Origin of the sequence: Rhizobium sp. NLR22b, assembly GCF_019685295.1 — a bacterium.
Lineage (GTDB): Bacteria > Pseudomonadota > Alphaproteobacteria > Rhizobiales > Rhizobiaceae > Rhizobium.
This window is the reverse complement of the sequence record NZ_JABDWM010000002.1, coordinates 245,754-267,691: the sequence shown is the minus strand read 5'-3', so window position 1 is coordinate 267,691 and position 21,938 is coordinate 245,754. Positions and strand designations below refer to the sequence as shown.

Annotated in this window: 23 protein-coding genes; 13 read left to right on the top strand and 10 right to left on the bottom strand. The window is 63.4% G+C overall.

Annotated features, from left to right (window positions below; genetic code table 11):
- Positions 1-13: 13 nt before the first annotated feature.
- From HJC00_RS04930 to HJC00_RS04905, 6 genes are all read right to left on the bottom strand, one after another.
- On the bottom strand, positions 14-874 hold the full coding sequence (locus tag HJC00_RS04930; protein WP_064707261.1) for a carbohydrate ABC transporter permease: 861 nt from the start codon (positions 872-874) through the stop codon (positions 14-16).
- A complete protein-coding gene (locus HJC00_RS04925) occupies positions 871-1,836 on the bottom strand; it encodes a carbohydrate ABC transporter permease (protein WP_221163707.1) in 966 nt (321 codons plus the stop codon). Before HJC00_RS04925 ends, HJC00_RS04930 begins: the two co-directional genes overlap by 4 nt.
- 2 nt (positions 1,837-1,838) lie before the next feature.
- Positions 1,839-3,179: an ABC transporter substrate-binding protein gene (locus HJC00_RS04920; protein WP_221163706.1), complete on the bottom strand. Its 1,341-nt coding sequence runs from the start codon at positions 3,177-3,179 to the stop codon at positions 1,839-1,841.
- A 120-nt stretch (positions 3,180-3,299) separates the two neighbouring features.
- Positions 3,300-4,313 (bottom strand): SIS domain-containing protein, encoded by a 1,014-nt coding sequence (locus HJC00_RS04915; RefSeq protein WP_221163705.1) that lies wholly within the window; start codon positions 4,311-4,313, stop codon positions 3,300-3,302.
- Positions 4,314-4,590: 277 nt separating this feature from the next.
- Positions 4,591-5,622, bottom strand: coding sequence for a LacI family DNA-binding transcriptional regulator (locus HJC00_RS04910; RefSeq protein WP_221163704.1), 1,032 nt, complete (start codon positions 5,620-5,622; stop codon positions 4,591-4,593).
- A 137-nt stretch (positions 5,623-5,759) separates the two neighbouring features.
- Positions 5,760-6,662, bottom strand: coding sequence for a hypothetical protein (locus HJC00_RS04905; protein ID WP_221157961.1), 903 nt, complete (start codon positions 6,660-6,662; stop codon positions 5,760-5,762).
- 75 nt (positions 6,663-6,737) lie between these two features.
- Between HJC00_RS04905 and HJC00_RS04900 the strand changes: the two genes are divergently transcribed.
- Complete coding sequence (locus HJC00_RS04900; protein WP_221163703.1) at positions 6,738-7,499, top strand: endonuclease/exonuclease/phosphatase family protein; 762 nt, start codon at positions 6,738-6,740, stop codon at positions 7,497-7,499.
- A gap of 48 nt (positions 7,500-7,547) precedes the next feature.
- Here the strand turns inward: HJC00_RS04900 and HJC00_RS04895 are convergent, their stop codons facing one another.
- Both HJC00_RS04895 and HJC00_RS04890 read right to left on the bottom strand, forming a co-directional pair.
- Positions 7,548-8,444 (bottom strand): GGDEF domain-containing protein, encoded by an 897-nt coding sequence (locus tag HJC00_RS04895; protein ID WP_221123139.1) that lies wholly within the window; start codon positions 8,442-8,444, stop codon positions 7,548-7,550.
- 268 nt (positions 8,445-8,712) lie between these two features.
- Positions 8,713-9,549 carry a helix-turn-helix domain-containing protein gene (locus HJC00_RS04890; RefSeq protein ID WP_221163702.1) on the bottom strand — a complete coding sequence of 279 codons (837 nt, stop codon included), beginning with the start codon at positions 9,547-9,549 and terminating at the stop codon, positions 8,713-8,715.
- A gap of 95 nt (positions 9,550-9,644) precedes the next feature.
- Between HJC00_RS04890 and HJC00_RS04885 the strand changes: the two genes are divergently transcribed.
- Complete coding sequence (locus HJC00_RS04885; protein WP_221163701.1) at positions 9,645-9,896, top strand: DUF1127 domain-containing protein; 252 nt, start codon at positions 9,645-9,647, stop codon at positions 9,894-9,896.
- Between the two features lie 45 nt (positions 9,897-9,941).
- Complete coding sequence (locus tag HJC00_RS04880) at positions 9,942-10,676, top strand: class I SAM-dependent methyltransferase (protein WP_221163700.1); 735 nt, start codon at positions 9,942-9,944, stop codon at positions 10,674-10,676.
- A 66-nt stretch (positions 10,677-10,742) separates the two neighbouring features.
- Here the strand turns inward: HJC00_RS04880 and HJC00_RS04875 are convergent, their stop codons facing one another.
- Positions 10,743-11,897: a CpaF family protein gene (locus HJC00_RS04875; RefSeq protein WP_246717755.1), complete on the bottom strand. Its 1,155-nt coding sequence runs from the start codon at positions 11,895-11,897 to the stop codon at positions 10,743-10,745.
- On the bottom strand, positions 11,897-12,028 hold the full coding sequence (locus tag HJC00_RS32325) for a hypothetical protein (RefSeq protein WP_257784635.1): 132 nt from the start codon (positions 12,026-12,028) through the stop codon (positions 11,897-11,899). The genes HJC00_RS04875 and HJC00_RS32325 overlap by 1 nt, the downstream gene beginning before the upstream one ends.
- A gap of 509 nt (positions 12,029-12,537) precedes the next feature.
- Here HJC00_RS32325 and HJC00_RS04870 point away from each other — a divergent pair.
- Genes HJC00_RS04870 through HJC00_RS04825 form a run of 10 tightly spaced genes read left to right on the top strand, consistent with a single transcriptional unit; the run spans position 12,538 to position 21,938 of the window.
- The gene (locus HJC00_RS04870; RefSeq protein WP_064808298.1) at positions 12,538-12,741 is read left to right on the top strand and encodes a hypothetical protein; all 204 of its coding nucleotides are present in this window, start codon (positions 12,538-12,540) and stop codon (positions 12,739-12,741) included.
- A gap of 14 nt (positions 12,742-12,755) precedes the next feature.
- Positions 12,756-13,319: a prepilin peptidase gene (locus HJC00_RS04865; protein WP_210632639.1), complete on the top strand. Its 564-nt coding sequence runs from the start codon at positions 12,756-12,758 to the stop codon at positions 13,317-13,319.
- A 5-nt stretch (positions 13,320-13,324) separates the two neighbouring features.
- Positions 13,325-14,122, top strand: coding sequence for a TadE/TadG family type IV pilus assembly protein (locus HJC00_RS04860; protein WP_210632638.1), 798 nt, complete (start codon positions 13,325-13,327; stop codon positions 14,120-14,122).
- Positions 14,119-15,759: a Tad domain-containing protein gene (locus tag HJC00_RS04855; RefSeq protein ID WP_210632637.1), complete on the top strand. Its 1,641-nt coding sequence runs from the start codon at positions 14,119-14,121 to the stop codon at positions 15,757-15,759. The genes HJC00_RS04860 and HJC00_RS04855 overlap by 4 nt, the downstream gene beginning before the upstream one ends.
- Positions 15,731-16,411, top strand: a complete 681-nt coding sequence (locus HJC00_RS04850) for a TadE/TadG family type IV pilus assembly protein (RefSeq protein WP_210632636.1) — start codon at positions 15,731-15,733, stop codon at positions 16,409-16,411. The genes HJC00_RS04855 and HJC00_RS04850 overlap by 29 nt, the downstream gene beginning before the upstream one ends.
- 1 nt (position 16,412) lies before the next feature.
- A complete protein-coding gene (locus HJC00_RS04845; RefSeq protein ID WP_221163699.1) occupies positions 16,413-17,327 on the top strand; it encodes a hypothetical protein in 915 nt (304 codons plus the stop codon).
- Positions 17,324-18,244: a Flp pilus assembly protein CpaB gene (locus HJC00_RS04840; RefSeq protein ID WP_210632634.1), complete on the top strand. Its 921-nt coding sequence runs from the start codon at positions 17,324-17,326 to the stop codon at positions 18,242-18,244. The genes HJC00_RS04845 and HJC00_RS04840 overlap by 4 nt, the downstream gene beginning before the upstream one ends.
- A gap of 19 nt (positions 18,245-18,263) precedes the next feature.
- Positions 18,264-20,162 (top strand): ATPase, T2SS/T4P/T4SS family, encoded by a 1,899-nt coding sequence (locus tag HJC00_RS04835; protein ID WP_210632633.1) that lies wholly within the window; start codon positions 18,264-18,266, stop codon positions 20,160-20,162.
- A 10-nt stretch (positions 20,163-20,172) separates the two neighbouring features.
- A complete protein-coding gene (locus HJC00_RS04830; RefSeq protein WP_210632632.1) occupies positions 20,173-21,036 on the top strand; it encodes a type II secretion system F family protein in 864 nt (287 codons plus the stop codon).
- Positions 21,033-21,938: a type II secretion system F family protein gene (locus HJC00_RS04825; protein WP_221163698.1), complete on the top strand. Its 906-nt coding sequence runs from the start codon at positions 21,033-21,035 to the stop codon at positions 21,936-21,938. The genes HJC00_RS04830 and HJC00_RS04825 overlap by 4 nt, the downstream gene beginning before the upstream one ends.

Genomic DNA, 21,938 nt, shown 5'->3' with positions numbered 1-21,938 from the left:
TTTCCTCATGGAATCACTTGCCGATGCCTTCGGTGAGGCCGCGGATGAAATAACGCTGGGTGAAGAAGAAGATGATGACGATCGGCAGCGCCGAGATGGTCATGGCGGCAAAGACCTCGGCGAAATTGGTGCCATGCTTGGCCATCAGCGAGGTCAGGCCGACCGGCAGGGTCTGCACGTCGATCTGGTTGGTGAAGATCATCGCGAAGATATATTCGTTCCAGGCAAACAGGATGTGCAGGATGATGCAGGAGACGATGATCGACCGGCAGAGCGGCAGCATGATCTTGCGGAAGATCTGCCCCTCGCTGGCACCATCGATCATGGCCGCCTCGTCCAGATCGCGCGGCAGATCGAGCATATAGGCGCGGATCAGGAAGGTGGTGAAGGGCACGCGGAAGGCCGTGTAAAGGATGATCAGCGCCCAGTGCGTATTGTAGAGGCCAAGGCTCTGCATCATCTGCACGAGCGGCACCAGCGCGACCGTCGGGCTGAGCATCATGCCGCCGAGCACGAAACCAACGATAACAGGCTTGCCGAACATCTGCGTCCGGGTTAGGCCATAGGCGGTCCAGGCACTGATGAAGACCGTGGTGATTGTGGAAACGACGGTCACCAGCAGGCTCGAGAACAGGAAATTGCGCACACCCTGGTTCCAGGCCGCGACGTAATTGTCGAAGGACCAGCGGTCGGGAAGCGCGAAGGGATCGCTGAAGATCTGGCTGTTCGACTTGAAGCCGCCGAGCGCCATCCAGATCAGCGGGTAGACGACGAGAATGCCCGCCGCCACCAGCAGCGCCATCAGCACTCCCTTGCCGATGACCAGCCAGGGGTTGCGCAGCGACGCGCCCGCAGGAATGACCACCGCGCTCATGCCTCCACCCTCCGCCGCTTGGTGTACCAGAGCTGGAGCAGGCCTGTCGTCAAGGTGGCCAGGAAGATGACCCCGCCGATCGCGGCCGCATAGCCCATGTCGTTCTGGTTGAAGCCCTGTTCGTAGAGCCATGTGCCCAGCACCTGGCTCGAATTGTTCGGCCCGCCGCCGGTCATCACCATGACTTCGTTGAAGACCTGGAAGGCGCCGGCAATGGTGACGATGATCATCATGCCGGTCATTTCGCGGGTGAGCGGGAAGGTGATGCAGAAGAGCTGGCGAAGCGGTCCGGCCCCATCGACAGTGGCGGCATCGTAGAGTTCGCGCGGGATCTTCTGGATGGCGATGGTGAAGAGCAGCGTGGAATAGCCGAAGCCCTGCCACTGGCTCATCGCGATGATCGCGTAGATCGCCGTGCGCTCGTCACCCAGCCAGGTATAAGACAGGTTCTGCAGCCCGAGCAGATGCAGCAGGGCGTCGAGAAGGCCGATATCGGGCTGGTAGATGAAATAGAACAGCAGGCCGGTGACCGTGGTGGAGATTGCCGAGGGAATGAAATAGACGGCCCGCCAGAAATTCCGCCAGGCGCGGCTCCTCAGCCCCTCGATGATGGCGGCAAGCACGAAGGCGGCGAAAACCTGGAAGACGACGGAGAGCACGGCATAGAGGCCGTTATTGGTCAGCGCCCGCCAGACGACCGGATCGTCCAGCAGCCGGCGGTAATTGTCGAGCCCGACGTAAGCGACCTCGCCGGTGAAGATGTCCTGGGTGGTTGTGCTGACAAAGAGGTTGTCGACGATCGGATAATAGACGAACCAGCCGACAATGATAAGCGCCACGATGCCCCAGCGCAACGCCGCCAGCTGCTGCAGCAGGCCGTGCCGCAGCCATCTCCTGCGGTTGGAGACGGCGCCGCGCAGGGCGGCACCGTTGCTTGTCGGGGTTGCCGTCACGCTCGCCATCGTCATTGCCCGGCGGCAGCCGCGGCAGCTTTGCGGACAGAGGCGAGAAGATCTTCCGCCGACATGGAGCCGCCGGCGAAGGCCTGCACGCCGGAAAGCCAGGCAGCGGCGACACGCGGATGGTTGACCGTGTCGAGCCATGGCATGAGGTAGCTTGCCTTGGCGATCTCCTCCATGCCTTCGGCGACATTGGGATTGATCCTGGTCTTGTCCGCGCCGCCGATCACCGCGCTCGGCTGGCCATAGGGCGGCGCCGACAGCGTCCTGCCGTTTTCCTGGCTGGTGAGGAACTTCAGGAAGTCGATCGCCAGGGGAAGGTTCTTCGCCTTGGCATTGACCATGTAACCCTCGGGCGCGCCTTCGAGCGCCGTGGCCGAGCCCTTGCCATCGCTCGGAGCCGGCAGCTTGAAAAAGCCGAACTCCTCCGGCTTCAGGGCGGTTTCCTTGGTCGCGGCCTGATCGAACTCGATGATCTCCTGGTAGTACATGGCCGCCTTCCTGTCGCTCATCGACTGGAGTGCGGTCTGGTAGGAGAGGCCGTTGACCTGGGCGCCGCCGGCGCAGCGCTCCTGAAGCGAGCGGTACTGCCCGAGTGCTGCGATATAGCCGGGATGGTCGAAGATCGCCGTCTTCGGCTTTAAATCGCGCTCCAGCGTCTCGGTCGGCACGTTATAGGCCAGCAACTGCCCGAGATAATGGACGAGCGGCCAGGATTCCTTGTTGCCGATCGCGATCGGAACGACGCCCGAACCCTTCAGCGCATCGCACGCCTTCAACAGCGCGTCGAAATCCTTCGGCGGCTCGATGCCAAGATCGGCGAACATCTTCTTGTTGTAGCCCATGAATTTCGCATCGAGATAAAGCGGCACACCGAAATACTTGCCGTTATACGAAAAGGCTTTCACGGCGGCCGGGCTCAGCGTCTTGCCCCATTCGGTCTCCGGCCCGATGACCTTGGACAGATCGACGGCGCGATTGCCGCGGATGAAGTTCTCGCCCCAGGTCCCCGTCCAGGAGAAATAAATGTCCGGCAGCGAGTTCGAGGCGACCAGCGTCTTGGTCTTGCCCTTGATGCTGTCGTCGTTCTCCTGGATGAGCTCGATCTTCACGTCGGGATGCTGCGCCTCATAGGCCTTGGCGACATTGACGAAATAGGGGGAAAGCTGCTGCAGGCCGAACTTGGTCAGGATCGTCAGCTTGCCGCTGTAGTCGACCTTGGCGGCCGGATCGGCAACCGGCGCATCGCCGGCCGCAGAGGCCGTTGCCGGGAAGGCTCCCCAGGAAATCGAGATGACCGATACTGCCGCAATCATCGCAGCAGTGGAGTGGATGGACCGTTGCATTTTCATTCCCCTTTTGCTTGTTGATCGTGCGGCAGATCGCGGTGTCCTACCGTCCGCCATCCGCCGGTCAGAAGCGGCAAGCCTCTTTCGCCGCTGCGGCGAAGAGGCTCGCGGCATGCATCAATACTCGACCCGCTTGTAGTAGCGGCGGGTCGTCAGCGGGTGCTGGCGCAGCACTTCGAGATGGGCGCTCAGCCGCTCCAGCAGCGTGGCGAGGACCACCGGCGAGATCAGGCTGCGGACCTCCGGCGAAATGCCGGGAAGGGCGACGGATGCGGAATCGAGGATCCAGACCTTGTCGGTATAGCGATGGACGAAGCGCTCGACCCGCTCGCCGAGCGGCCGCAGCGCATCCTCGCCCTTGAACAGGAACACGCTGACGCCCGGCTCGACCAGTTCCAGCGTGCCGTGGAAGAAATCGGCGGCATGAACGGGCCGCGTGCGGATCCACTGCATTTCTTCCAGGATGCACATGCCGTAATAATGCGCCTCCGGCCAGACCGAGCCGGCGCCGGTGAAGATATGGTATGGCTCGTCCTTGATGGACTGGGCGAGCTTCGCCGCCTCGTCTTCATAGGCGGCCTTGGCCTCCGCCAGCAGCCCCGGCAGCCTCTTCAGCTCGGAAACGATCGCGTCGAAATTCGCGATCCTGCCTGTTTCGGCGAGCAGCGCCAGGACGATGATCATGGTCTGCAGGTAGAAGGACTCCGACGACGTGTCGTCTTCGGCGAAGTTGGTATAGGTGTGATCGGCCTGCTGAGCGAGCGGCGTGTCGGCATGGCCGGTGAGCGTCAACAGGCGCACGCCGCGTTCCTTGAGGAAGGGCAGAAGCGCGACGCTCTCCTTGGTCGTGCCCGACAATGACGGCATCACCACCAGCGCCTTTTCGTCGAGGCCAGCCGGCGGATCGAGGATCACCTGGGCCGGGAAGCAGGCCGATACCGGAAAGGTCGTATGGCGGGCGGCGAGCTCGATCGCAGGAAAGGTCAGGAGCTGCACGCCGCCGGTGCCCATGAAGTAAAGCCGCTCGATCCCCGCATCGAGCAGTTCGCGCATCAGCGGGCGGATCCAGTCAGCAATCGCAACGGCGCCCGTCTGGATCTTCAGGAAGCGGGCTTGGTCAAAGTTCAACATTCGAGTCCCTTGTCTGTCAGTAGTGAGCACGCACACGTCCCCCACTTCAGGCGGCAGACTGCGGCGCGCCGGCATGCAGTCGCCAATTCGAAAATGTGATATCGATCTCACACGAAGATCAAAAGAAAGACCGGCCGCCCCTCGGGAGTGATGAGAGACCGATCTCACACGCGGATTAATGCATGGTCCGGCCGGCATGGCAAGCCTCTTCTTGCAGAAATTTCACCTGATGCTGGAAAGAGCCTGTCTCGGACAAACGAGGAGAGGCGCGAGCAGATCAGCGTCCGGTCGTGCGGGAAGGCCGGGAGACGGAGCCGCGCACGACCAGGCGCGTCGGGAACTGCTCCCTGTGCGGCGGCTCACGGCTGCCGTTGATCCGCTGCATCAGCAGCTTCACCGCAAGCGGGCCGATCTGCGCGATCGGCTGCGCCACGACGGTGATCTGCGGGTCGGTGAACGTGGCGAGGTTGAAGTCGTCGAAGCCGACCAGGGAAACGGCATGCGGCACGGCAAGCCCCATCGAGCGCAGCCCGAGAAGCGCCCCTTGCGTCATCAGGCTGTCGACGGTGAAGACCGCTGTCGGGCGCGACGGCCGGCTGAACAGGCGGATGGTGGCATCGATTGCATATTCCACCGTCGATCGCGAGACGATGATCAGCGATTCGTCCACCTCGATGCCATGGCTCTGCAGCGCCTGGATATAGCCGGCGAGACGGCCGCGGGCAGTCGTGATGCGGGAATCGTCCTGGATGAGACCGATGCGGCGATGGCCGTTGGCGATCAGATAGCTCACGGCCTCGCGGGCTCCGCCTTCATTGTCGACGGTAACGCTGTCACAGGCAACCTGCGGCAAGGCGCGGTCGATGAGGACGAGCGGCGTTCCGTCCCGGACCAGCCGAACCAGGTGCTCCTTGTTGTCGGCCGAGGTCGGCGCGACGATGAAGCCGCGCACATTGAGGGACCTCAGGCTTTCGAGCAGTTCCACCTCCTGCTCCGGATCCTCTTCGCTGCTGGCGATCAGCAGGTTGTGGCGAAAGGCGCGCAGATCGACATCGACATCATGAGCGATCCGGGCAAAAAACGGGTTCTGGATGTCGCCCGGCATGAAACCGATGAGCGGCAACTGCCCTCGCCGCAAGGCTTGCGCCACGCGATTGCTGCGATAGCCGAGCCGATCAGCCGCTGCCAGCACCCGCTCTGCCGCGTCTCCGCCGACATAGCCGTAACCGTTCAATGCGCGGGCGGCGGTCGCGCGCGACACGTTCGCGGCGCGCGCAACGTCTATCAGCGTCACTGCCTTTGGCGCCACTTCGCTGGTCCCCGCTGGATCCTGTCCGGCCTTCAAAGCCAGGATGACGCCTAGCAGAGGTCGCCCGACCAATTCAAGAGCGGCATCTGGAAAGCGCAACTATCAGAGCCGCGGGGACAACCCCGCCCTGTGCCCCCTCAATGGGCAATCAGCGCATAATCCTCATCCGCAAGCTCGAACCTCGGCAGCGTCTTCGGCAGATCATTGATCCCATATATTTCCGTTATGATCGGGCTTTCGCCGATGATGACGGAGCCGCAGGGTGGGCCGTCGGGCTGGAAGATGGTGATCACGTCGGTCAGTTGCCAGCGCAGCACCAGGCAGGCCTGATCGGTATAGGGATTGGTCAGCTCGTCGGCGAAATAGGCGGTGTTCTGCTCGCTCACGGTCACCTGCTGGAAAGAGCGCGAGGTCATGCTCAGGCTCGACGACACGCTTGCCGAGAACGGGCCGAAACCGACGTTCGCGTTCATGCCGAGGCTCGCTGCCAAGGTGCTTTCGTGGGTGGAAGTCTCCTGCCGGCCTGTCGTCACCGTGGTGGTGATCGTCTTTTTCTCGCCGGGCGCCAGGGTGCAGGAATCCCCCTGCCGATCCCAGAATTGTTCGCGCAGGACGGTCTTGCCGTCTGCAAGCGTGGAGCATCCCACCAGCACACGCGGGGAATCGGGCGGCACGAGCATGCTTGCTGTGGGCTGCGGCACCGGGCCAATGTCATTAGGCGAAGTCAGCAGCATGTAGTTGGCGGGGACGATCTCGCCGTCAGTTTGCATTATGATCGAGCACATATAGGAGCCCGTCTGCGCTGCCTGCAGGATGCAGACGTCATCCTGAATGAAGGCCAGCTGCCCGGGATCCCCCGGAGCGACGTAGCTCTTGCTTGCGGGCGAGAGCATGGAGCTGAGATAGATGGGGATGTCGAAGCCGTTGAGGATCGTGAACACTCCGACCGGCGGCGGCGGGGCGTCCGAGGTTGCGTCCGAATGCAGATTGGCCGGCAAGGGCCAGCTGCTGTACAGCGTTTTCCGATAAAGCGAGCGCATGCATCACCTCCGTTGCCTTTTCAGATAAACAACCATATATTGCATTTTATTGCAACACTACCTGAGTTGGCAACGATGAGGATCGTCGGCATCAATATGCAGGGCTCGAACGTGGGGACGGGCCAGAGCAAGTTCGTGGGGGTGATTTCGCAATTCTTCCTCGACCGCAGGGTGGCAGCCGACATCGTCTGCATTCAGGAAGCCGGGCCGTCTCCGCCGACCGGCGGCTCCTTTACCGCATACAATCCCGCCAACTATCCGCCCTGGCTCGGAGGGGTGGCGCCGCCGCCTGCGGCGCTGATGTTCATCGGCAGCTGGGCAGTCGGGAGGGAGCCTCTGATCGTCAAAGTGTTCTGGCTGCAGACCGATCCGGGCGGCAATCGCTGCAATCTCTGCATCTGCATCCGCGACAGCATCGAAACTCCGCATCTGATCTACATCCCCGCGGCCGGCGCCGCGGCATCACGCGGCGCGATCGGATTTGAAGTCAGGCTGACGGGCGGCGCAATTCGACGCATCTATACGCTGCATGCTTTGAGCGGCGGCGGGGCCGACGCCCCCGCTCTTATGGCCGGCATATCAGTCGCCCCCTTGGCCCCGGGGGCTGCGGCCGCACCGCCCTGGATTGCCGTCGGCGACTACAACCGCGCTCCGTCGGCGGCAGCATGGCCCGTGCCGCCGCCGGGCACTATTTGCCCGCCCAACGCAGCGACCTTGCCTTCTCATGATTCGAAGCTGGATTATGCCATCTGCTCGCCGGGGCTGGGCCCCGCCACGGTCATCGTCCAGCCCGCCGGAAGCGTCTCCGATCATCAGTATATCGTCTGCGATGTTTAGGGGCGCGGCTGAGTTAGGACCCCGCGGAACTGAGCCAGCATCAGCGTCCTACGCCGCCCGCACCCTATCCCGGCCGCTCATCTTCGCATCATAAAGCGCCTGATCCGCACGCCGATAGAGCTCGGACACGCTGTCCGTCGGCACACACCCTGCGATACCGGCAGAACAGGTGTAGCTGAAGTCAGGCGAGTCCGGCAGCGGCCGCGAGAAGCGGATCACCGTCAGCATGCGCTCGACCATGGCAAGCGCGTCTTCCGGGCCGGTGGCCGGCATGACGAGGAGGAATTCCTCGCCGCCGACGCGGCCGAAACAGTCGTTGCGGCGGACATTCTGGTGAATGCGGTGGGCGAAATCTCGCAGCACGAGATCGCCGGCGTGGTGGCCGAGCCGGTCGTTGATGCGTTTGAAATTGTCGATGTCGAATACGGCGAGGCAGCCGCTGCTGCCGTGGCGGGCGGCGATCAGCATGTCTTCGACGCGCGCCATCACGAAGCGGCGGTTGGCGACGCCGGTGAGTTCGTCGGTGTAGGAGGCCTTGATCGCCTGGTCGCGATCCTGCCGGACGGTGCGGCCATGGACCTTGAGACGGGTGATGTCGCTGGCGATGCAGAGCATCCAGCCGTTCTTCTGCACCGCCTCGGTCATCCACAGCCAGCGGCCGTCGGCAAGATCGGTCTCGAAGGCGCGATAGCCAATCTTGCCGCGGCGCGACTGGGTCGAGCGCAGCCATTCCTCGAAATTCTCCGTGCGGATGACAGTGCCGCGGCCGAGCTCGAAATTGCGCCGCATCAGATCCGGCCAGAGCGGCGTTTCCTCCGGCTCGATGAAATAGGCCGAGCGGAAGGCGCTGTTGGCATAGCGCAGCCGGTCATCGCCATCATAGACCGCCACCAGCGTTTCCGTCTGTGCGGTAAGATGGAGAAGCTGTTCGATTGTCTCGTCCATACAGCACCCCGTCTGGTTGCCCTGGCAAGAGATGGCGCAGAAATCCTATGAGAAAAGAGCCGCCCGGCAAAGCAAAGGCGCTTGCCGTGATTACGGAAGCGTCAACATTCCCGCTGGTGATCGGACATCGACTGCCGCGGGATCGGGCGAAGGGTATCCGTGCCTGATGTGTGCAGGCTCGCGCGGGCGCAACCCTTCGCCCTCTCCCTCGCGCTGCTGGCGCTGGGGGTCACGGCGCGCTTTTTCCTGCCGCCCGCCGGAGGACGCGTCATTGCGCCGGCCGCGCCGGGGATGCGGCACCATGGCCCGGAAAGCCTCCCTGGAAATACTGTCCGGGAGAGACACCGAAGGCCGTCCGGAACACCGCAATGAAGGCGCTGGGGCCTGAGTAGCCGAGCGAGAAGGCGATATCGCCGACGCTTCGGCCGGCGGCGAGCCACTCCACGGCTTTGAGGAGTTTCGCCTGCTGCCGCCAGGCGCGGAAACTCATGCCTGTCTCGGTTTGGAAATGGCGCTGAAAGCTGCGGGGGGACATGGCCGCACGTGACGCAAGTTCATCGAGTGGCCAATCGGCACCCGGTTCGTTGCGGATGTCCGAAGCGATGCTGCGGAGGCGTTCGGATGCCGGCGAGGGAAGCGACAGCGGCGCGACCGTACTCGTCTGAAGCTGGTCGAGAATGACGGCGACGAGCCGTTCGGCAGGGGCACTGCCGGCGTCGGCGCGCGGTATCTCCAGGAACGCCAGGATCAGTTCGCGCAGGAGCGGCGTCGTACCGATCACTGAGACCTCGGAGGGCAGGTTCACGACCGCGTCGGGCCGGAAGAAGAGGTAGCTGCGCTCCGTTTCCTGCAGGTATGTCACCTCGTGGAGGACGTCTGATGGCACGAATACGGCACGTTCAGGCGGAACAATGAAGTAGCCCCGCTCGGTCTCGAGCCGCAGCGAACCGCGCACGATCTGGAAAAGCTGGGCGCGGTGGTGCACGTGGAAAGAATAGGTTCGCCCGGCGGGCTCTGCGCCACCCTGGGCGACGGCGGTGTGCGGATAATCTCCAAATGCGTCTTCCGGCAGATGAACGTTGGTCAGGTTGTCGCGGGCAATCATGGCGTCTCACAGACATAATTTGACAGACTGCCGATAACACGTCGGCCGGCATTTCACTAGATTGATATCACCGCAACACAACTTGGACGTAGGTTATGACATTCGAACTCCGGCACATTGAACTTTCGGATCGTTTTGCTCCCAGCCTTCTGACGAAGATGGCAGCTTTGCGGTTTGCAGCGCCCGCCCTCCTCCTCTGGTGGCAAAGGCGCGAAACGGAACAGGCACTGCAGTGGCTGTCGGACCGCGATCTGGAAGACATTGGCGTCGCCCGCCAAGAGATTCACGAGCTGGCGCGATCGCTAGGACCAATTGATGCGTTGCCCGCGAAGCGGCGGGCAAGGTGATGGCACCACCCCCCTCAGGCAACCGCTATCAGAGAGGTAAGCAAGATGCATGACGACGGTTTTTTTGACGATGAGGTCGCGGCTACCTACGATGACGCTGACGGGATCTCGGCCCCGGAGGTCATTGATCCGGCGGTCGATCTCCTGGCCGAATACGCAGGTGGCGGGCGCGTGCTGGAATTCGCGATCGGGACCGGGCGCCTGGCGCTCCCCCTCGCGCGGAAAGGGGTAGAGGTGGAAGGCATCGAGCTGTCGCGCGCGATGGTGTCGCGCCTTCGCGCCAAAGAAGGCGGACGGGACATTCCGGTGGCGATCGGCGACATGGCGACAACCCGTGTCGAGAGACGCTTCTCCCTCGTTTATCTGGCTTTCAACACGATCAACAACCTGACGTCGCAGGAAGCCCAGGTCGCCTGCTTTCAGAACGCCGCCGCGCACCTTGAAACTGGCGGGCACTTCCTGATCGAGGTTGGCGTCCCGCCGCTTCAGCGGCTTCCGCTCGGCGAGACGATCCTGGCGTTCGACCGCAGCGACACGCATTGGGGCGTCGACGAGTACGACGTGGTAAGCCAGAACTTCACGTCCCATCACATCCGGATCCGGGACGGAAACTGCAGGCAGTTCTCGGTCCCGTTTCGTTATGCATGGCCAGCGGAATTCGACCTTATGGCGCGGCTGGCCGGCCTGAAGCTCAAAGCCCGATGGGGCGGCTGGAAAAAGGAGCCGTTCACAAAGGTCAGCGATCGGCATGTCTCGGTCTGGCAGAAGATCGCAGCTTAGGCCCAAGGAGATGGACGGCGAGGTCGGTCGCGATCGTGTCAAGATAGGCCAGACCGATCCCGCCTTTTACTCAGGCCGGTGAGGGGTCGCCGCGGGCTTCATCCAGCTCGGCAGCTCCGTCAGGCCGGTTCCCAACTCCTCGAAGGCTTCCGTGGCGAAACTCGGCACGGCGCCTGTCCAGCGCAACTCGCCATCCGAATTGGAATGGCCGCCGCCGTCGAGCTTGTAGATGCTCTCGACGACATACTGGCCGTCATCATTCAGCCCCTTGATCTCGGAAATTTCGATGACCCGTCGCCGCCCGGTGCGCTTGAACCGGGCAATCTGGACGACGACGTCGACGGCCGAAGCGATCTGGGAGCGCAGCGGTCGCAGCGGCATGTCGATATCCGACATCAGCGCCAGGGTTTCCAGCCGGTGCAGCGCGTCATAGGGCGTATTGGCATGCACGGTCGAAAGGCTGCCGCTGTGGCCCGATGTCATCGCCTGGATCATATCGAGCGCTTCGCCGCCGCGGCACTCGCCGACGATGATGCGGTCCGGCCGCATTCGCAGCGAAGAGCGGAACAGCTCGCGAATGCTGGCGCCGCCGCGACCGAACCTGTCGGGCTTGGTGACTTCGAGATAGACGACATGCTCCTTGCGGATCTGCAGTTCCGAGGTGTCCTCGATGACGATGACCCGCTCATGATCGGCGAAGGCTTCCGACAGCGCGTTCAGCATCGTCGTCTTGCCGGTGCCGGTGCCGCCGGAGATGATGACATTCTTCTGCAGCCCGACCGCCGCCTGCAGCAAGGACAGCGACTCCTCCGTCAGGCTTCCCTGGGTGACGAGGTCGCGAATGCTGCGATGTTCTCTCAGAAAGCGGCGGATGGAGATGCAGAGCCCGGTGCGGGCGGCCGGCGGCTGGATCATCTGCACGCGCGAACCGTCCGGCAGACGGGCTTCGACGCTCGGTTCCTCCGGCGTCAGGCGCTTGCCTGAGAATTGCGCGATGCTGCGCGCCGCCGATTCCAGATCCTCGCGGCTGGCGAAGCGCGTATCGGCGCGTTCGAGCTTGCCTCGCCGTTCGACGAAGATGTCGGAGGTTCCATTGATCAGGATTTCGGAAACGCTCGGATCCTCGAGCAGGAAGCGGATGGGCGCCAGGAGCTTGTCCAGCGCCCGGGTCAGAACCTGGAAGGTCGCCTGTTCGGCAGCGTCGTCGGAAACGGCTTTCATCAGAGCGGCATCCCGACAAGAACGGAGCTCATGCCGAACAGCGTCACCATCATCTGGACCGCAGTCGGAAAGAACAACATCAGTGGAATGAGGACCAATGCAAGTATCAAGACGCTGCTCATCGTTTCCATGATTTTGCCTCCGGAACGACTGACGGGCCACAGCCAATATTGAAGACGAGCTTAATCCAGATCGGCAAGCAACGCCATGGGGACGCCCTCGCCCGCCCGCCACTATGCGTGCGTGGCTTCCGCCTGTTCTATCGCCTTGAAACAATTGACCAATAATGGAGCAGCTGACGCTGTTCGCGAAAACCGCTTCACAACATGCCTCACCGGAGAAAATTACAGCGTAATCAGCCAGTTAGCGTGAAAACACCACCGTCAACCGCATGTCTGCAGCCGACGCCTCCAAGACAATTGGAACCCTGCCTTCCGTTTGCTTGACGGAGGGCTGGCCTTGGGCGCACTCTTGGGTCTTAATGATGTTGCTCAACAAGCGTTGGCGACCGGGGAAGAAAAGCAGAAGCAGAAAACATCATTGGAATGAGCAACGTGCTGGTTCTGATCGATAGCGTATGCTTGCTTCTTTTCACCAAGGTCTTCGATCCGAAACAAACTTGGGAACGAGGAATACGCAGATGTTTGCAAAACTCAAGACTCTCGCAATTGCACTTCACAAGGACGAACGCGGCGACATGGCCCAGATCGTCCTCGCAGTCGCCCTGATCGTCATTCCGCTGATGCTGCTGCTGCTCGCATTCGGCAAACAGATCGGCGAATGGTTCAACGAAAAGAACACGGCTCTCTCCGACGCCGAGAGAATTCCTGAGCCGGGTCAATAAGCGGGATCGGTGTCATGGACATGACCTACGATCTGACCCTGATGCCAGCGGCGGCGGCTCTTGCCGTCGCCTGCGCCACGACCGCGGCGGTGTTCGATCACCGCCATGGTCAGATCCCGAACGCCATCACCTACCCCTGCCTGCTTGCCGGCTTCATGCTGGCAGCGATCAGCGGCGGCCTTGCGGGGATCGGCCTGGCTTTCGCCGGCCTCCTTGCCTCAGGCCTGATCTTCATCATCGCCTTCGCAGCCGGAGGCTGCGGCGGCGGTGATGTCAAGCTGATGGCGGCGCTCGGCGCCGTTCTCGGCCTCTGGCCCGCCATCGACGTGACGCTCGCATCGCTGATGATCGGCGGCACGATTGCCGTCTTCTCGATGGCGCGGCGGGTTCAATGGGGCGCGCTGGCGCGAAGCCTCGGACTGTTCGCCCTGCTGCTGCCCGCCGGTTTCCGCGATGCCGCTTCCGTGCTGAAGCCGCGCGAAACCCATCATACCGTCCGCTTCGGCGTCGCCGCCGCTCTCGGACTTCTCTGGTGCCTGTTCATGCCTGATTTCACCCCTCTTTCATTCGTGAGGTAACGGCAATGCGCGCGGAACTCGAACACCCCACTTTCGACGGTGCGTTCTGGAGTTCGATCCTGCACTCGCGGACCTTCTGGATCCCTCAGGATCACGGCGCGCTTCTCGGCACCTTCGCGATCGCCATGCTGTTGCTAACCTCGATGCTGTTGCTGCCGCGGCTGTCCGCCCGCCGGCGCCGGATGTCGGAGCTTCACGGCGATATCTCAGGCAGCACGACGATGATGGATTTCGTGCTGGTCACGCCGATCTTCGTCTTCTTCATGTTCGTGGTCTTTCAGTTCACGATCCTGGCGAAGAACCACCTGTTCACCCACTATGCCGCTTATGCGGCGGCCCGCAGCGCCCGCGTCTATTTCTGCCCGGCCCTGCCGATCACCATCCACAGCTTCATCGGCCCCAAGACCTGCGATAACGACGCCGCAGAGGGCAAGGCCGATCTTGCCGCCCGCCTGGCGCTGATCCCGGCGGCGCCCTACGACCAGCTGAAATGCGTCGGCGCCTGCCAGCCGCCGGAAGAGGCGCTGAAGAGCCTGGCCGACGCCTCGGGCCTCTCGAAGAACTGGCGCGCGATGCGCAACCAGGCCCGCTACATGTTCGACCCGCAGAACGTCACGGTCACCGTCGACCGCGCCCCGATGGCGCTCTTTGCCGCCATCAACCGCTCGCCGCATGTGCCCGTCACCGCCAGGGTCGAAGCGCGTTTCCTGCTGCTCGAATATGCCGGCTGGGTCTTTGCCCGCGGCCAGCGGAAGGACGGGCGCTACTACACGATTTCGACGGCGGAGGTGAACCTGCTATGACACCGTCCTTCATCCATCGCCTGCACCGCGACCAGCGCGGCTTCCTGTCTCCGATCATCCTCTACATGACGATCGCGCTGGCGCTGATGATCGTCTGGATCCTGAACACCGGGCAGATGATCTACGACAAGCAGCGCACCCAGGACACCGCCGATGCCGCCGCCCTCGTCCATGCCGACTGGGAGGCGCGCTATCTCAACATCATGGCGATGAACAATGTCGCCTCCTCGCAGGCCACCGTGGTCATGGCGACGTCGGTCGCCTATCAGCTGACCACCGCGGAACTGGCCCTGCGCTCGGCCGCCATTCTGGCGAAACTCGCCGAATATTCCTTCACCGAGGGCTTCGGGCCGGCGTCGCTCCTGCCGCCGCTGCCGCCGATGCCCTATTGCCCCGGCTGGCAGAAGGTCCCGATCGTCGGCGGCATCATCTACGGCGCTTGCCTGGCGTTCCAGGGGTTCCGGGCAACCGAAGCCACCAAGGCGATCGCCTATACGGTGGCGGCGCAGATCAAATATGATCCCCTGGGTCTGATCAACAAATCGAGCGACATCATCGACGCGATGAATGACCTGAACGATTACCTCGTCGAAAGCTTTCCCGAGCGGGTCGGCAACGACGCCTTGCATCTGGTTCGTTTAAACAAGTCGGATCATGTCGTCTTCCATCCGCCCTGCGAATCCTGCGGCCAGGCCGGGGAAGGCGCCGGAGGCAACCTGCCGGTCGACCGTGACGGCATCAATCCAGCCGCTGCCTATACCGAAATGTGCCTTGCCATGTCCTATGGCACCCAGGGACAGGATCCATTCCTGATGCGCGGCGAGTTCGCCAATCGCGGCTTCCCCAACGGCAAGGGTCCGTTGACGGCAGGCGGCGTCGACGGCAGCCATATCCGCGACTGGGTCAACCATGAGAGCGGCATCGACGATCAGCTGGTCGAGTTCTACATCTTCTATGAGGCGTTCGGCCCGAAATACCTGAGCAAGATCCCGTTCAAGGCGATTATCGAGCAATATGCCGATCTCAGCTGGTGGCAGGAACTGCTGCTCGATGGCAGCTTCTTTGTGGCGGAGGAATTCTTCGGCATCAAATTCGGGGTTGTGAACCCCTTCCAGCTGCCGATCGACGTGCCGCCACGTTATTCCGACAAACAGACGAAGGACGAGAACGACTTCACCCGCAAGTTCGACATGATCTGGAACCAGGTCTGTGGTCCGGCGGGCGGGGCGATCTCGGTGACCGGCGTCAGCCTGCCGCTCCTCTCCTTCCCGAAGCCCTACTGGCTGAAGGGACGCATCCCCTTCAACTTCACGCCCTTCGGCGGCGACCAGCTCTCCGACTACCAGACGCTGGCGATTGTTTCCCGGGCGCCCCGCGCCAGGCTCCAGGTCCGGCTGTTCAAGGACAGGACCCCGTCCGCTTATGCCCTGGCGCAGAGCTGGGTCCACAACTACACCGCCTTCGACCTCTACACGCAGGACTGGCTTGCCTCGCTGGCGCCGGCGACGCTCGCCGACGATATCGGCGCGGTTTCCGGCACGATCAAACAAAGCCCGGCTGCCGACAGTTTCACCGGCCTGACACGCGTCTTCGACAATGGAGGAGCCAATGCCTGGGCTGCCGTCAACACACACTGAGCAAGCGGTCGGCGCTCCGGCCGGCGGCCTCATGATGCGGCTGCATCGCGACCGGCGCGGTCTGGCCTCGATCGAATTCGTGCTCGCCGCGCCGGTCATCCTGCTGATCGTGATCTTCGTCATTCACGCGAACAGGATTTCCACCAAGAAGGTCGCGACCATGCTTGCCATGCGCAACGCCGCCTTCGCCGAGGCGTCCGGCCTCAACTGCACCTCGGATTTCTCGAAGGTTTTCCCGATTCCGGCCTTGCCGGCCCTGCCCGGAGGCGACGCGATCAACTGTTCGCGCACGCCCTCGCATGAAGGCGGCGGCGATCCGCAGCGGACCTTTATCTGGGACGACGTGCAGAACACTCTCAAGGGCAATGGTCGCGACTTCGGCGACATGGTCGGCGAACTCGCCGACGAGAAGCCGCAACTCGTGACCGCGACCGCCGACCGCGTCTACAAGTTCAGGGATTCCGACGATCTCGACACCATCCGCAGCATCCGCTGGAAGGATGCGTTCACGGTGGACGACTCGACGCTGTTTATCTCGCACAACAACGACACCACGCGGCGCGGCTACGACCCGACGCTGCGCCGGGAAATCCGCGATGTGGCCAGCGATTCCGGCGATCTCTTCGACGGCGTCTTTCCGGGGGCGAAGTGACATGGCACAGCGATCGCGCATCTCCGCTCATTTCCTCGGCACGGCGCTGGTCGTCGGGCTCGCCGTAATGGTGGCCACGCCCGGCCGCGCCACGATCTACAAGGATATCCGGGTGACGCTGAATTCGATGCTGGCCGGCATCCTCGGCGCGCCGGAACGCGCGCCGCGCGATCTCGTCATCAACGGCCAGCCGCTCGAGTTCACCCCCTACCAGAGCGATCGCAGCATTTCCGATATTACCGACGAGTGGCTGCGGGTGCTGGCCGCCAATACCCGGCCCGCCATGCCGAAAAGCAGCGACCGGGAGGAACTGACCGCCGTCATCGCCGCCAACATGATGGTCGTCCCGAAGGTCAGCCGCATCCGCGACGATCTTGCCGTTGTCGTGCGCTTCTTCGACGGCGACGGCGAGGCTGCGCTCGCCTACATGAGACGGCAGGATCCGAACAATCCGTCGGCGAGAGCGCCGATCCCGGGTGTCTCGATCATGATCCGCCGGCCTGCAAATGCGCCGATGACCGAAGTGCTGATGAGCCGCTTCGACGATGTCGCCGCGACGCTCCCGGCTTTCGCCGCCCCTGCCGATGTCGCCAAGCTGCCGACGTCGCTGCGTCCGCCGGCCGGCGTCGAGGTGCTGAGCGATATCGGCGACCATGACAAGGGCCATATGTCGCGCACCGTGGTGTCGAAGGGCACGCTTGCCGCCGCGCGCTGGTCCGATCAGCGCGCCGACCTGCTCGTCCGCGACGGCTTCACCATCGAAACGCCGCCGGCCGAGCGCGGCGGGGTCATCGCACTTTACGGCCGGCGCGGCAGTGTCGAAGCCAATGTTCTCTACACCAGAAGCAAAACCGACGGCAGGACCGTTGAGGTCATTCAAATCAGGCAACCCTTCTTAGAGGGAATAACACCATGAACTGGAAGCTCATTGCCGCCGTGATCGTCGGGCTGATCACCGGCGTCCTCCTCTACTTCTGGACCGAGAGCGTCAAGAACGAGCAGGTGGCCTATGCCTTCATGCGGCTCCAGCCCGACAAGAAGGTGACGAGAGGACAGGCGATCACCCCGGACATGCTCGCCGAACCGGTGATGCTGCCGGAAAGCTTCGGGGCGCTTGCCAAGCTCGCGGTTCCGGCCGCCAGCGCCTATCAGGAATGGCTGAAGGACCGGACGGCCGCCGCCGACATTCCGGCCGGCTCGGTGCTGCTCTTCCAGTATTTCGACGATACCGACGGCGGCCGCCTGACGACGATGATCGCGCCCGGCAAGCGGGCGCTCACCCTGCCGGTCAACGCCGCCGAGGCGGTCGGCCATTTCGTCGAGCCGGGCAGCTATGTCGACATTCTCGGCACCGTCGACGAACCGGTCGAGCCGGTGGCGCCGCCCGCCGCGACGCAGCCGGGAACGCCCGGGCAGACGCCGGCCGCACCCGGCCAGACGCCCGCCGCGCCGGTCCAGCCGCCCTCGCCGGTCGAGCAGATGCTGAAGAACTATCTCACCCAATATCCCGGCGCCGACGAGAACGACATCAACGCCTACCGGAAGCAGGCGCAGGACTACAAGCTCGGCATCAGCTCGCGCACCCGCGTCGTCACCCGCACCTTCCTCCAGAACGTCAAGGTGCTCGCCGTCGGCGCGGCGACCACGCCGGAAGGTGCGGTCACCAAGGCCAATAGCAGCTATAATCACGTGACGGTCGAAGTGACGCCGTCGGAAGCCGAGATGCTGATCTTCGCCATGGGCCAGGCGAACGGCAGCCTCAACCTCGTGCTGCGCAATCCGACCGACAATAGCGTCGAAGACCTGCCGAGCATCAACTGGACGCGCATGTGATCGTTTCGGGGATTGAGCCATGCTGTTGAAGATTTCCTATGAGGACGGCAGCGGGCGGGAGGTGATCCCGCTCTCGGCGAACGAGACCTATTTCGTCGGCGAAAGCAGCACGCTTTCGCTGCCCGCCGGCGCCGGCGTCGTGCGGCTGCGCGGCAGCCATGTCTCCTCGCCGCAATTCGTGCTGCGCAAGTCAGGCCAGGGCTGGTCGGTGCAGCATCATGGCCGCAACCCGACGCGGGTCGACGACCAGCCGCTGAGGGCCGGCACGCCGGTGGCGGTTTCGGCCGGCATGTCGATCTGGGTGCCGAATGTCACCATCGAACTCGTCGAGCCGGCGGCGGCGCCGGAAGCGGTGACGCAGTTTCCGGACCAGGAGCGGGTGCTGGCGCTGCAGATGGAAATACATGAGCGATTGCTAAAAGACACGCAATATGACCGGCTGGTGAAATCCTCCGATTTCGGCCGCGAGGAGACGCGCGGCCGCATCCGCGAGCGCCTCGACCTGTTCATCAAGGAGGCGCTTGATGCAGCGCCGCAGGATCTCGTCATCCTCGTCATCAAGAACGCCGTCTACCGGTGGCTGGCAAAACGCATCGCCCGCACCGGACGGCGCGACGGCACGTCGAATGCGGCAAGCCTCGCCCGCGAAGAGCAGGACAACCGCCGGCTCTTCGATGTCGGCAAGGCGCTGATCTCGGCGCTGCAACTGAAGCTGAACTTCGAATCCACCCGTTCCGACTTCGCCCAGCTCGACACCAAGTTCGGCGCCGCCTTCCAGGCCCGGCAGGCCCTGTTCAACGCCGGCGACCGCTACGAGATCGCCCATATGCACCTGCGCTCGAATATCGAGGAGCTGATGTATCGCTGGGGCACGATCTCGGAACTGATGGATCTCGACGTCATCTCGGAAATCATGGTGACGCGGTATGACGAGATCTATGTCGAAAAATTCGGCCTGCTCGAGCGCTATCCCTTCGCCTTCGCCAATGAGCGGCAGCTGATGAAGGTGATCGAGCGCATCGCCGTCGATTCCAACCGCTCGATCAACGAGAGCGAGGCGATGGCCGACTTCCGCATGCCGGACGGTTCGCGCGTCAACGCCGTCATCCCGCCGCTCGCCGTCAAGGGCGCCTGCCTCACCATCCGCAAGTTCGGCGGCAAGTCGCGGCTCGACATCAGCAAGCTGGTGGCCGCCGGCGCGCTCAGCGAGCCGATGCGCGCCTTCCTCGAGGCGGCGGTGCGGGCCCGCAAGAACATCGTCGTCTCCGGCGGCACCGGCTCCGGCAAGACGACGCTGCTGAACAGCCTGTCGCAATTCATTCCGGTCGGCGAGCGCGTCGTTGCCGTCGAGGACACGTCCGAACTGCAGCTCGACGGCATTCACGTCGTCTACCTGCAATCGCGGCCGAAGACGGCGGAGAGCGAGACCAGCGTCACCATCCGCGACCTGGTGCGCAACGCGCTGCGCATGCGTCCCGACCGCATCATCGTCGGCGAGTGCCGCGGCGCGGAGGCGATCGACATGCTGCAGGCGATGAACACCGGCCATGCCGGCTCGATGACGACGGCGCATGCCAACACGCCGCAGGACATGATGACCCGGCTTGAGGTGATGGTGCTGCAGGGCCAGAGCTCGCTGCCGGTGACGGCGATCCGCCAGCAGATCGTCGCCGCCGTCGAGCTCGTCGTGCAGCTCAACCGCCTGGAAAGTGGCCGGCGCGCCGTCACCGAGATATCGGAGGTCATCGGCATCGATCCGGACACCGGCCTGATCATCGTCGAGCCGATCTTCAATCTCGTCGGCCGCGCCGGCGGCCAGGCGGTGCATGCCTTCACCGGCTATCTGCCGAGCTTCGTCGCCGAGCTCGTCGCCTTCGGCGAAGACGGCGAGATCAAGAACCTGGATATGTTTGTTTGAGGGTGGAACCATGGACATCAGCATTCTGCAGATCCTGACGATCGCCCTCGGCGCGGTGACGGCGGGACTGCTCGTCTGGGGCGCACCGGTGCAATGGCCGGCGCCGCTGCTGCGCGCCACCGAACGGGATATCGCGCTCGCCAGCGAAGCGGCCCAGGTCTTCGGCCGCGATGCCGTGCCGCCCTATACGATGATCCTCGCCTATGCCATCACCGCCATCGTCGTCTTTGCCCTGATCTCGCTGATCTTCGGGCCGATCGTCGGCATCGTCGTCGCCGTTCCCGTCGCCTTCTTCCTGCCCAAGGCGACGATCCGCTATTTCCTGCAGCGCCGCTGGCTGCAGATCGAATCGCAGCTTCCCTATGCCGTCGACCAGATCGTCTCGGCGGTGCGCACCGGCAAGCCGCTCGCCGTCGCCGTCAATGCGGTCGCCGACACCGGCCAGATGCCGTCCTCGCGCGAGTTCGAGCGCATCGCCCGCGAGCAGAAGCTCGGCATCGGCCTGGTCGAGGCGCTCGACCGCCACGGCCGCACCGTGCCGAGCCTGCATTTCAAGATGGTCGACGCCGCCCTCGGCCTGTTTGCCCGCCAGGGCGGCGACATATCCGAGCCGCTGACGGAAATGTCGAAATCCTTCAAGGAGATCTGGAAGCTCGACCAGAAGATCAGCACCTCGTCGTCGCAGGCGCGGATGAACTTCCGCGTCGTCAATGGCGGCGCGCTGTTCATGATCCTGATGATCTTCTTCGGCCAGCCGGAGCTGATCGACAAGGTGTTCGGCAACGCCATCGGCATCGTTATCGCGATCGTCGGCGCCATTCTCTACGCCACCGGCTTCTTCTGGATGCGCTCGATGATGAAGGTGTCGGTATGATGTCGCAAATCCCGCTCGCCCCGATCATCATCGTCCTTGCCGGCATCACCGCGGCGCTCATCGTCTGGTGGCTCGGCGACCTGCTCGGCAGCATCCAGGTGGTGCGGCGAAAGGCCGGCGGCGACGGGCCGCCGCCGAATATCGTCGACAGCATCGGCATGCGCACGCCCGTCGAATTCGTGCTGAGACACTTCGAGCCGCTCCTCGCCGATTTCGGCGCGCAGCTCGAAAAGAAGCTGATCTATGGCGGCCGGCCCTTCGGCGGCGTGACGGGGCGTGAATATATCGCCCTTCTCATCGTCTTGAGCCTGTTCGGCTTCATCCTGCTCGGTGTGCTGTTCGGCATCGCGAGCGGCAGCATCATCGGCGGGCTGGTCGCCGGCCTGATCCTCGGCTTCATCCCCGCCACCTATTTCTGGGTCGTCGCCGACGACAAGATGCAGGACCGCAAGGAACGCATCTCGCGCGAATTTCCCTATTTCCTCGATCTCGTCGTCATGACGCAGCAGGCGCAGGCGACCCTGCCGGAAAGCCTGCGGCTCTATGCCGAGGCCGCGCCCGGCACCGTGATGAGCGAGGAGATCGAGCAGACACTGAAGGACGTGGCGCTCGGCACCGGCATGATCGAGGCGCTGCAGCGCCTGGAAGCACGCATGACGGCCGAGGAGGTGGTGCGCGTCATCCGCGCCGTCATCCAGGGCGAGGTCGAGGGCAGCAACCGCGTCGAGCTGCTGCGCGAGCATGCGCGCGACCTGCGCTTCCGCCGCTGGGAGAAGGCCGACAGGGCCAGTGAAAAGCTGAAAGCCAAGATCGTCATGCCGGCGATGATGATCGTCGTCTCGATCCTGCTTCTGGTGCTGGCGCCGGCTATCGTCGAGATGATGTCGAGTGGGATGTTCTGA